Origin of the sequence: Paenibacillus oryzisoli, from assembly GCF_050467285.1 — a bacterium.
GTDB lineage: Bacteria > Bacillota > Bacilli > Paenibacillales > NBRC-103111 > Paenibacillus_E > Paenibacillus_E oryzisoli_A.
The window spans coordinates 1-11,341 of record NZ_JBCMUN010000021.1 but is presented as its reverse complement, the minus strand read 5'-3'; the positions used below and the strand labels follow the sequence as shown (position 1 = coordinate 11,341).

The 11,341-nt window shown below is 56.7% G+C and carries 11 protein-coding genes; 7 read left to right on the top strand and 4 right to left on the bottom strand.

What is annotated here, in order from left to right:
- Positions 1-58 precede the first annotated feature (58 nt).
- Positions 59-934, top strand: a complete 876-nt coding sequence (locus ABE504_RS28745; protein ID WP_430095482.1) for an AraC family transcriptional regulator — start codon at positions 59-61, stop codon at positions 932-934.
- Between the two features lie 61 nt (positions 935-995).
- Complete coding sequence (locus ABE504_RS28740; RefSeq protein WP_430095480.1) at positions 996-1,850, top strand: CPBP family glutamic-type intramembrane protease; 855 nt, start codon at positions 996-998, stop codon at positions 1,848-1,850.
- 29 nt (positions 1,851-1,879) lie between these two features.
- On the opposite strand, the gene ABE504_RS28735 is transcribed toward ABE504_RS28740, so the two are convergent.
- Positions 1,880-2,164: a transporter suffix domain-containing protein gene (locus ABE504_RS28735; RefSeq protein ID WP_430095478.1), complete on the bottom strand. Its 285-nt coding sequence runs from the start codon at positions 2,162-2,164 to the stop codon at positions 1,880-1,882.
- A gap of 150 nt (positions 2,165-2,314) precedes the next feature.
- Here ABE504_RS28735 and ABE504_RS28730 point away from each other — a divergent pair, with 150 nt between their 5' ends.
- The gene (locus tag ABE504_RS28730; RefSeq protein WP_430095476.1) at positions 2,315-2,911 is read left to right on the top strand and encodes a TMEM175 family protein; all 597 of its coding nucleotides are present in this window, start codon (positions 2,315-2,317) and stop codon (positions 2,909-2,911) included.
- A gap of 99 nt (positions 2,912-3,010) precedes the next feature.
- Here ABE504_RS28730 and ABE504_RS28725 read toward each other — a convergent pair whose 3' ends face one another.
- Positions 3,011-3,685 (bottom strand): DUF2306 domain-containing protein, encoded by a 675-nt coding sequence (locus tag ABE504_RS28725; protein WP_430095474.1) that lies wholly within the window; start codon positions 3,683-3,685, stop codon positions 3,011-3,013.
- Between the two features lie 154 nt (positions 3,686-3,839).
- Positions 3,840-4,607 (bottom strand): exodeoxyribonuclease III, encoded by a 768-nt coding sequence (locus ABE504_RS28720; RefSeq protein ID WP_430095472.1) that lies wholly within the window; start codon positions 4,605-4,607, stop codon positions 3,840-3,842.
- A 209-nt stretch (positions 4,608-4,816) separates the two neighbouring features.
- Here ABE504_RS28720 and cysK point away from each other — a divergent pair, with 209 nt between their 5' ends.
- A complete protein-coding gene (cysK, locus tag ABE504_RS28715; RefSeq protein WP_430095470.1) occupies positions 4,817-5,758 on the top strand; it encodes a cysteine synthase A in 942 nt (313 codons plus the stop codon).
- Positions 5,759-5,813: 55 nt separating this feature from the next.
- On the opposite strand, the gene ABE504_RS28710 is transcribed toward cysK, so the two are convergent.
- Positions 5,814-6,596, bottom strand: a complete 783-nt coding sequence (locus tag ABE504_RS28710) for a lipase family protein (protein ID WP_430095468.1) — start codon at positions 6,594-6,596, stop codon at positions 5,814-5,816.
- A gap of 126 nt (positions 6,597-6,722) precedes the next feature.
- Here ABE504_RS28710 and ABE504_RS28705 point away from each other — a divergent pair, with 126 nt between their 5' ends.
- From ABE504_RS28705 to ABE504_RS28695, 3 genes are all read left to right on the top strand, one after another.
- A complete protein-coding gene (locus ABE504_RS28705; protein WP_430095466.1) occupies positions 6,723-8,438 on the top strand; it encodes an ABC transporter ATP-binding protein in 1,716 nt (571 codons plus the stop codon).
- A gap of 649 nt (positions 8,439-9,087) precedes the next feature.
- Positions 9,088-10,155 (top strand): ABC transporter permease subunit, encoded by a 1,068-nt coding sequence (locus tag ABE504_RS28700; protein WP_430095738.1) that lies wholly within the window; start codon positions 9,088-9,090, stop codon positions 10,153-10,155.
- Positions 10,152-11,111 (top strand): ABC transporter permease subunit, encoded by a 960-nt coding sequence (locus tag ABE504_RS28695; RefSeq protein ID WP_430095464.1) that lies wholly within the window; start codon positions 10,152-10,154, stop codon positions 11,109-11,111. The genes ABE504_RS28700 and ABE504_RS28695 overlap by 4 nt, the downstream gene beginning before the upstream one ends.
- The last annotated feature ends 230 nt before the right edge of the window (positions 11,112-11,341 follow it).

The following is an 11,341-nucleotide window of genomic DNA, read 5'->3' as shown; positions in this document are numbered from 1 at the left end:
ATTGTCGGGTCTCGGAACGCGGATCTTGCTAAAGTAGGGATAGAAAGGAGGTCGGCTTATGGATTCGTTGAAGCAGATGAATAGCGCACTCGCCTACATTGAGGAGCACCTGGACGGTGACATCGATATGAAAGAAGTAGCCCGGCGCGCGTGCTGTTCGGAGTATCATTTTACGAGAATGTTCTCGTTTCTTGCGGGGGTGACGCTGTCCGAACATATCCGCCGCAGACGGCTGACGCTGGCCGCACTGGAGCTTGCTGGAAGTCAGTCCAAGGTGATCGACGTTGCGGTGAAATACGGATATGCCTCGCCGGATGCGTTTACGAGAGCTTTTCAGGGGATGCATGGCCTTACACCCTCCGAAGCCAGACAGGGAGGACGCCAGCTCAAAGCGTATCCGCCGATGACCTTTCAACTATCGATCCAGGGAGGACACGAGATGAAGTATCGGGTTGTACAGAAAGACGCGTTTCGTATCGTAGGTTTGCATAAAAGAGTGCCGATTCAATTCGAGGGGGTGAACCCCGAAATTGCCGCGATGTGGCAGAGCTTGGATGAAGCCAAGATCAAGCAGCTCAAAAGCCTTTCAAACACCGAGCCCGCCGGCATTCTCAGCGCTTCGGCCAACTTTTCCGAAGGTCGGATGGAGGAGCGGGGCGAACTCGACCACTACATCGGCGTAGCGACGACAGAGGCCTGCCCGGACAATCTGGCGGGGCTGGAAGTGGCGCCCTCTACGTGGGCGGTTTTTGAAGCGGTAGGCCCATTTCCGGAAACGCTGCAGGGGGTGTGGGGGCGGATCTATTCGGAATGGTTCCCGTCCTCCGGTTATGAACTGGCGCCAGGGCCGGAGATCTTGTGGAACGCCGATAAGGATGTTACGTCGCCAATGTTCCGCAGCGAAATTTGGATTCCGGTGACGGCAAAAGGGTAACAAGCGGTGCTCCGGGCCTGCTCGGTCAGATTCTGTCTTCATTCTGGAACACTTTTACAGTATGATGAAGGAGACAGTGTTTAACGAGCGGGGGAGTGATTTGACGGTGGAGAAGTCGATGATTACCAGGCGGGGAATACATGTGGGGATATTTGCGGTTGTAGCATTAAGCTGCGGTTGGATTGGCCGATGGCTTGACACCTATGCCGGCAGAGACGCGAGTGGAAGCCTCGGCCAACTGCTGTGGATTGCGGCGCCGGTGCTGACGATGATCCTGCTGCGGAGCGCAGCGGGGGACGGTTGGAAGGACGCGGGGCTGAGGCTGCGGGGGCATGGCCGGTATTATGCCGGGAGTGTACTCTTCTTTCCAGCACTCATGCTTCTCGTGGTTGGCTTTGGCGTCTGCGTCGGCTGGATGGACTGGACCGGCATATCGCCGCAGACATATGTGAAGGCTTGCGCATTGGCGCTGATTCCGAGCTTTATCAAGAACATTGCGGAAGAATTCGCTTGGCGGGGGTACCTGGCGCCGTCGTTATTTGCGCTCGGCGTTCCGCGTTTGTGGGCGCATGCAGTGACTGGCCTTATCTGGGGAGCATGGCACATTCCCTATCTATTTCTGTTTATCACAACTTCCGAAGGTATGCTAACCTTCCTGCCGCGCATGCTTCTCGGTGTTGTCGCGATGGCCATCGTCTACGGTGAGATTCGGCTGCGCACGGGCAGCGTCTGGCCGGCGGTCTTGATGCATACGGTGGGGAATGCGCTGATGAATCCATTAATCGCGGGGGAATATCTCGCTGTGAAGGAGAAGCTTCAGGCTCTGGCGACGCCGAGTCCAGACGGGTGGGTCGCGATGGGGCTGACAGGGGCTGCCGGCATCTGGCTGATGCGGAAAAAGCAAAGAACGGCATAAGGCTATGCCGCTCAGGGGGGAGAGCTCGATTAAGGGCTCTCTTTTTCTGTTTCTTTTATGGTGGCGCTGGGCTGCTTGCGCCAGTTTTTCGGGTTCAGGTAGCCGCGGATTCTTTTGGCGACTTCTTTGCCGACGAGAAGGACGCCGATCCAGAAGCAAATCTCGGAAACGACCAGCGCGACGGAGATGACGCCTGTCTTGGTCTTCGTATCCAACGGCAGGAACGGAACGATAAACGGCGTAAGCCATAGGGTCAGGGAGACGATGATGAAGGTGAGTCCTGTTCGGTATAGAAGTTTCTGTTTCGGGTTCATGGGTAGACCTCCGTTACGTGCGTTGGTTGCAGTCATTTCGTACGTTTGGAGGCGTTGGAGGTTTCAAAATCTTGATAGCTCCGGCAGGGCAAGATCTGGTAAAGTGGGGATAGCTCTAGTGAGTCTATAAACGCATAGAAGGGGTGCATCATGAAAGCAAATCGTATGGAGGCTTTCAGCGATGGCGTGCTGGCCATCATCATTACCATCATGGTGCTGGAGTTCAAAGTGCCGGAAGGCCATGACTGGCATTCACTGATTGGCCTGATTCCCAAAATTATGTCCTACATCGTGAGCTTCGTATATGTGGGCATCTACTGGAACAACCATCACCATCTCCTGCACACAGTGCGGAGAATCAACGGCAAATTGATGTGGTTGAACATGCTGCTGCTCTTTTGCTTATCCTTGGTGCCGTTTACGACGGCTTGGATGGGGGAGAGCCACTTTGCCCCGACGCCGACGGCACTGTATGGCATCGTGCTGCTGATGGCTGCTGTGGCGTATATGTTCCTGCAGCGGGCCATTATTGGACAACACCCGGCTGACTCGGTCATCGTGTCCGCCATGGGCAAAGACCTCAAGGGCAAATTGTCGCCAATTCTGTATCTGCTGGCAATTATTATGGCGTACGTGGCGCCGTGGGTGTCGTGCTTCTTCTTCGTGCTGGTCGCGGTCGTCTGGTTCGTACCGGACAAGCGGATCGAGCAGGCCCTGTCGAAGCACAATGAGGAGCAGGGGGCGTAGCGGGGGCTGTGAGTTGCCTTGCTTCGCTGGCTCACGCCGGGCAGCCAGGCCCTCCGCGTTCGTAACGTTGCTCAGCGATGCGGCAGACGCGCCGCTGCCCTACCTCCGCATCGCTGAGCGCGTCTGCTGCAACCTGCGCATCAGATTCCGGTTCCGGCTTCGGCGAATCCAGCGCTCCGCGAGCAGCAGATTCGGCAGCCACGCCAGCCAGGCGATGACGACGAAGGACTCGTTCGTCCCCAGGCCGAACAGCACCGCCGCCAGCGGCATATAGATGCGGAGCGTGATCGCCGCGCACGTCAGCGCATAGTTGCGCAGCATCCACGCGCCATGGGCTTGCAGATCGCGGCGTACGATCATGCTTTGCAGACCGCGATACAGCGTGTACAGCCACATCACCGACAGCATGGCGAAGCCGGTTCGTCCGATCCAACCGCCGTCGGCGTAGTAGGACAAGTAGAGACCGGTCACGCCGGCGAGCGTGATGCCCGCGGCGTACGCGCCGCCGATCACGCGGTGCACATTCACTGCGCGCTGCCGCAGGCGCTTGATCCACTGCACCCAGCCGATGCCAAGCGCAAGGCCTGCCGATACGGCATGCACCCAGAGCATGCTGTACCACAGCTCGGGCAGCTCGCCTTTTTCTGTCACAAACATGCTTTCCCGAATATGGTCGGGGTTGCCGTATACCACCAGCGCGTACAAACCGACCCCCACCGCAAATAAGGCTAAAAGTCCAAATGCCCACAGGCTTTTGCGGGTTCTTTTTTGCATCCGTTATTCCTCCCTCGCTATGCTTCAAGAAGTGTCATCTACTTCGAATTATAGCGATAGGATAATTATTCCAGAAGCGACCTGAGTCGGGTTATGCCTACGGCTGGAGACGGAGGGGAATCGGCCTTATTAAAAAGTGAGCAGCAGAGCCGCCCTACACATTCTGCGGCAGATCCAGCTCCAACACGACCGGGCAATGGTCGCTGCCGAGCACTTCACAGGCAATCGAAGCTTCCGTAATCGACGGACCTAACCGTGCGGAAGCGAGAAAATAGTCAATCCGCCACCCGACATTCCGATCGCGGACGCCCGGCATATTCGACCACCATGAGTACACATCGGCACGGTCGGGATACAGATGACGGAACGTGTCAAGGAAGCCGGCGCCGAGCAGGTCGGTCATTTTGCCGCGTTCTTCCGCCGTAAAGCCGGAGTTGCCGTGGTTGCCCTTGCTGTTCTTGATGTCGATCTCCTGATGCGCCACATTCAGATCCCCGCAGACCAGGACAGGTTTACGCTCGTCCAGCTCCTTGAGATAGGTGCGGAACCGATCTTCCCATTCCATCCGGTAGTCCAGCCGGGACAGGTCGCGCTTCGCGTTCGGCGTATACACCGTCACCAGATAAAAATCCTCAAATTCCAGCGTCACAATCCGGCCCTCGGGCTCGCTGTCCTCCTCCATGCCGTACCGCACCGAAAGCGGCGCAAGCCGGGTAAAGACGGCTGTGCCTGAGTATCCTTTTTTCTCCGCGTAGTTCCAATACTGTCGGTATTCTTCGCCTAGCGGGAGCTCAATTTGCCCCTCCTGCAGCTTCGTTTCCTGCACGCAGAAGATATCCGCATCCACCTCCCGGAAATAGTCCAAAAACCCTTTATTCACACAGGCTCGCAGCCCGTTAACGTTCCAAGACACCAATTTCATAATCAACAACGCCCCCTACCGATCTAAAATGTCGAACCTCCCCTAGTGTACCACAGTCAACCGAGCCCTGCGTGTACAAGGCAGCCAAATATAACCCATGTGCCGCTTGTTTATCAGGAATATTGATTTCATTTCTGACGGCGGAGTCGCTATACTTTATTTATCCTACTGAATAACTCGGAATAGAAGTGGAATGGGAGGCTGCTCATATGACCAAAATCTACAACAACTTAACCGAACTCATCGGCAATACGCCGCTTTTGGAGCTGTGGAACTTTCATAAAAAGCACAACCTGTCCGCCAGAGTCGTGGCGAAGCTGGAATATTTCAACCCGGCCGGCAGCGTGAAGGATCGGATCGGGTATGCGATGCTGAAGGAAGCGGAAGCGAAGGGGCTGATCAATAAAGAGACAGTCGTTATCGAGCCGACCAGCGGCAATACGGGGATTGGGCTTGCTTTTGCAGCGGCGGCGATGGGGTACAAGCTGATCATCGTCATGCCGGATTCATTTAGTGTTGAGCGGCGCAAACTGCTGGGTGCACTAGGCGCGGAGCTCGTCCTGACCCCGGCGGCGGAAGGGATGAAGGGGGCGATTGCCAAAGCGGAGGAGCTCGCAGCGCAGCTCCCGAACGCCTACGTGCCGCAGCAGTTCAGCAACCCGGCGAACCCGGACGTGCATCGCGCGACAACGGCGGAAGAAATATGGCGGGATACGAACGGGTACGTCGATATTTTTGTGGCTGGCGTCGGATCGGGCGGTACGATTAGCGGCGTAGGCAGCTTGTTAAAAGAGCGCAATTCCGACGTGCAGATCGTCGCCGTCGAGCCGACCGACTCGCCGGTGCTGTCCGGCGGCAAACGCGGCGCCCACCAGATCCAGGGGATCGGCGCAGGCTTTGTGCCCGACAACTTCCAGCGGGATGTTGTCGATATGATTATGACCGTGAGCAGCGACGACGCGATCGTCACCGCCCGCGAGCTGGCCCGTACGGAGGGGCTGCTCGTCGGCATCTCTTCGGGAGCGGCGGTGTACGCCGCAGCCCAGCTGGCCAAACGGCCGGAGAACAAGGCCAAGACGATCGTTGTCCTTTTGCCGGACACCGGGGAGCGGTATTTGTCGTCCTCGCTGTATCCGGATCAGACGATGTAACGCAGGCTGTTAACCAAAGAAAGAGACTAAGGGCTCCCTACGTCCTTGGTCTCTTTTAGCTTGGGCAAAACCCGGGCGTTTTGCCGCAGAGAAGCTTTGCATATTTGGGATCGAGCTTCGCCAGCTCCTGAAAGTACTCGCTCACCGCATGGTTGCTGGACAGAGAACCTGTGGGGAAGTCGAGCTCGACGGCTTTTTTTACATGGATGTAATGGTAGAGGTCACCGGTGCGCAGCGACTTGTAGACGAGCGGCGGCAGGGCGGGCACCATATCGTTGCGATTGTATACGCGATAGTGCGGGCCTGTTGCCAGGTTAAAATGCTTGGCAAACCCGGGATTGCCAACACGCGGGGAGCCGAATGTGTAGACGGCGGGGGAGCGGAATTTTGTATTCGTGGCGAGGTCCGCCGCACATAAAGCGGCAAGAGCGCCGCCGAGGCTGTGGCCGGTCAAGTACAATTGCTTTTGCGCGGGAAGCTTGCGCATGGCGGTCAAAATTTGCTTGCGCGCTGACTCGTAAATATCGAGGAAGCCCTGGTGCACGAGCCCTCCGTCCTTGGCATACGGATACGCGGTTTGCCGGGCGATCGCATCCGAGATCCAGTCCGACGTGGTCGTGGTGCCCCGGAAGACGATGTTGATCTGACTGTCGGATTCGGCGATGAAACCGAACAGCTCCCGTCCGCTGAGGAAGGAGGAGGCGGTGAATGGCGCGACGATGCGGTAAGCGGTGGGCAGAATCACATTTTCCGTACCTTGGGCAAGCTGTGTGTAGCTTTGACTGCACATGGCAGACAGTCGGATGGCTGTTCGCGTATCGAGCGAGTTGCTGAACATGGTGTCATTCCCCCACAATGATATATGATGTATGCATATGAAAATGAAGGACACCTGTCCTCAGATAAAAGCCTATTTGTGTAAGCAATCAGGTATAATAGGCAGGGGAAAGGTGGAGAAAGGCGTATGTTAAAACGTTTTTTTAGTTATTACCGGCCTTATAAACGTCTGTTTTTACTGGATTTTACCTGTGCCGTCATTGCCGGTATGCTGGAGCTCGGGTTCCCGCTGGCGGTCAATCAGGTGATTGATAAATTGCTTCCAGCTGGAAACTGGACGTGGATTTTGTGGGCATGCGCGGGCTTGCTTGCGGTGTATGGAATCAATACGCTGCTGAATTTCGTGGTGACCTACTGGGGGCATATGCTGGGGATCAACATCGAAACCGATATGCGGAAAAAAATGTTCGATCACCTGCAAAAGCTGTCTTTTCGCTTCTATGATAACAACAAGACGGGGCAGCTCATGTCCCGCATGTCGAACGACCTGCTGGAGATTGGCGAAGTTGCGCATCACGGGCCGGAGGATTTGTTCATCGCTGTGATGACCTTGATCGGGGCGCTCGTGCTGATGCTGAGCATCAATGTGAAGCTGGCGCTGCTGACGTTTGTCATCGTGCCGCTGCTGCTGTGGGTTGCCGTGTACTTTAACACGAAAATGACCAAAACGTTCCGCCGCATGATGGGCGACCTCGCTGACATCAATGCCCGCGTGGAGGACAATATCGGCGGGATTCGCGTGGTGCAGGCGTTTGCCAACGAGTCCTACGAGAAAAAGCTGTTCGCGGACAACAACGGCCGTTTCCGTCTGACGAAGCTGCTGTCGTATAAAATCATGGCGTGGAACATTTCCTTGAGCTATATTCTGATGCGGCTCGTGACCGTGTTCGTGCTCATCTGCGGCACCTGGTTCGTTATCGATAAGCAGATTACATATGGGGAGTTTATCGCTTTTGTTCTTTTGACGAACGTTTTTCTGGGCCCGATTCAGAAAATCAACAACGTTATCGAGAGCTATCCGAAAGGGATCGCCGGCTTCAAACGGTACGTGGAAGTCATCGATACGGAGCCGGAGGTCGCGGATCGGCCGAATGCCGTGAAGGTGGACCATTTGCAAGGCCACATTGTGTTCGACCGCGTCTCCTTCGGCTACGGTGAAGAGGAGCGGGTGCTCAACAACATTTCGCTGAAAATTCGCGCCGGCGAAACCGTCGCTTTCGTCGGGCCGTCGGGCGCCGGCAAGACGACGATCTGTTCCTTGCTCCCTCGCTTCTATGATGTCAGCGAGGGCGGCATCTCCATCGATGGGCGCGATATTCGCGACATCGAGCTGGAATCGCTGCGTCGCCAGATCGGCATCGTGCAGCAGGATGTGTTCCTGTTCTCCGGGACGATCCGGGAGAACATCGGCTACGGCAAGCTCGGCGCGACGGACGAGCAGATCTGGGACGCTGCGCGCAGGGCGCAGCTTACGAGCTATATCCAGTCCCAGCCGAAGGGACTGGACACCGTCATCGGAGAGCGCGGGGTCAAGCTCTCCGGCGGGCAGAAACAGCGCCTCGCAATCGCGCGCATGTTCCTGAAAAATCCGCCGATCCTCATCCTCGATGAGGCGACATCGGCGCTCGACACCGAGACCGAGGCGGCGATCCAGCAATCGCTGGCCGAGCTGTCGCAAGGCCGCACGACGCTGGTTATCGCGCACCGCCTCGCGACGATCAAGAACGCCGACCGCATCGTCGTCGTGACGGATCAAGGCATCACCGAGCAGGGCGCTCACGATGAGCTGCTCGCTGTCGGCGGCGTTTACAGCCGCCTGCATGCGATGCAGTTCAGCTCGTAGCGCGCTGGCGAGCTGTCAGGGCTGGGCGAGGCAAGGGAGGGAATCCCTTGCCTCGCTTTTTTGCGTCTGCCTGCCTGCGCGCATCGGCGCTGACTTTTCTTGCGGATGCGTGGCCGATCTGGCCCGGTAAGTAGACATCCTGCATTTTCTACATTAAAAATGGGTGAAATCGGCGTCATTTGCCAAAGATCCTGCACAATGTACAGTAAAATTTGAGCGAATACGATGTGGAAACGATTACATGTACGGAATGGTGAAATTTTACTGCAGTTTTTGCAGGATTTTAGCCATTTGCCTCCTTTTCGGACGAATTTACTGTACATTTTGCAGCTTCCACTGAAATTGGCTATTGTGCGCCGGTCACTCCTCATCAATTCCCCACACTAGCTCACAGCCCACCAATCACAGAACAGCTAACTACTCCAGACCAGACGAATAAAGCGCACCAGCATACTACGCCAATTCCCTGCTTAAGCTCTCAGCACCCCAACCACTCCCCGCGAGTCTCCCGCATCAGCCCCTTCATACCCACGCTGTCGCGCGCACAACTTTCCCTCTATGCTCGTCCAAGCCTTCATGCTACACTATTCGCATAGCAACTATTTTACCTATGGTAAATAATGAATGGGGTGGCACGGCAGTGAAAGCAATGGGACGTTGGTTGCTGCTGGGGGCGATCACTGTGATCGGGATTTTCCTCCTAAGCAACATTCGGCAAATGTTCTTATCCGTACAGCCGGATCAGCTTAAGGTAACGGTGAGCGCGAATACCAGCTTGTCGAAAATGATGGAAGCGCTGCCGGGCAGTCAGGTCATCGATGAAAAAAGCGGCCTGCTCCGCGTACCTTACGGCAAAGCGTGGGAGTACCAGGGAACCGCGATGACGACGCGCGGGGTGCTGAGGGCGACGACGGTTCCGCTGGATGCGCCGGTGATCTCATGGCGGTATTACGGCTACTCCGTCAAGGAGCAGGTCAAGGGTTACCTGCACGGCGATTTCGGCACCTACCGCGATCCCTATACGCGCAAAGAAGTGACGATCGCTCACGGTATCCCGCAGATGCTGCTCAAAACATGCAAGTACTTCATCCCCGGTCTGCTGCTTGCGATCGTGCTTAGCATGCTGGCCGCGATGTGGGCGGCCTTGTCCAGACGCACAGGCAAGCTGCTCGATGGATTGCAGGCGCTGCTCGTCGGCTTGCCGGACTTTTTTCTCATCGTGCTGATTCAATTAGGCGCCGTCTACGCCACCAAGCTGCTCGGGCACTACGTGCTGCTCGTCGTGCAGGTTGGGAACCGGACGCCGTTTCTCATCCCTTTTCTCACCATCGCCCTGATTCCTTCGGTGACGATCTACGGGATGCTGCGCCTCGCGATCCTGCGCGAGATGGGGCAAGACTACGTCGTGACGGCGTTGGCGAAGGGGCTCACCCGCGGTGAAGTGCTCGTCAAGCATGTGCTGCGCAACGTGATGGAAGATGTGCTGGCGATTTTGCCCAAAGCGACGACGCTCGCGCTGGCCAGTATGGCGGTAGCCGAAGCGATCTGCGGCATTACGGGGCTGGGTGGATTTATCGTGTCGCCGCTGTACCAGGGTATTTCGTCCATGTCGTCGATTTGCGTGGCGCTCGGCTTGATCGCGATGGCGTTTCACATCTTGTATGCGCTGCTGCGCAAGCTATTCATCGTACGGACAGAGGAGGTGGCTGAATCGTGAAAAAGCCATCCAACGGAGCCTTCTACCTCTCGATCGGCATGCTGTCCGTGTTCCTGCTGGTGATGATCTTCGGCACTTGGCTGAAGCCCCACGGCATCTCGCCCGAGGACAAGATCAACATGCTTCAATACCAAGACATCGATGGCAAAACGAGATACCGCATCCCGCCCTTCGCGCCAAACGGCACGTTCCTCCTGGGAACCGACCACCGGGGCTTCGACATCCTGAGCCTTCTTCTCAATGGGCTAAAATACACCCTCGGCACCGCACTCGGTCTCACGCTGGTGCGTTTTGCGGCAGCGCTGCCTTGGGGGCTGTGGAGCGGGATGACCGGCCGCACGCGCAAGCTGCTGAGCTCCTTGCAATGGGCGACTGCGGCTGTGCCGACTTTCGTCTTCTTGTATCCGCCGCTGGCGGGCATGTACTATGGCTTGCGATTGGATCAGGTGGCCCAAGCAGACCCGCACAATAAGCTGCTGTTCAGCGTCACCTTCGTCATTCTGGTCACCGTGATCGGCGTCTTCCCGCTCGCGCACCAAATTGCAGACCGCACCCGTTACTACAGCGGCAAAATGTTCATCGAAGCCTCCCGCCTCATGGGCGGCTCGTTTCTGCACCGGACGCTGAGACACATCGTGCCGTCCATGCGGAGCGAAATGCTGTTCCTCTTTCTCAGCGAGTTCATGCAGGTGCTGTTCCTGCTGGGTCAGCTCGCGGTGTTTCACATTGTGCTGGGCGGCACGGAAACGATCGGCGACGATGATGCGGGCTACAGAATCACGCTCACGACTTCGGGCGAGTGGCTGTCGATGATTGCCTACGGTTCGCGGTATATCCGGCTGCACCCGTGGATTATCCTGAGTGCGGGCGCGTGTTTTGCGGCGTTGTTCCTGTCGCTGCAGTTTTTCCTGAGCCAGCTCAAGCGCCGATACGGCGAGGAGCGGCAGCTGATGTAAAAGAAAGTCGACTCACCTCCCGGAAGGGAGGGGGGCGGCTTTTTGCGGCTTTTGATGGTTTTTGCAGTGTCCCCTGCAGCTTGTCTAGCCGTTCAATCACTCTAATCAGGAGGCGCCTCGCGCAAGCTTAGCCAAGGTCCGCCAAAGGCTGCAAAGAGGGGGACGACTTATCTCTCTACCTTGGTGATCGCCAGTCTAACGGTTGTAGGGAGACTGTCGATTAATTGTTT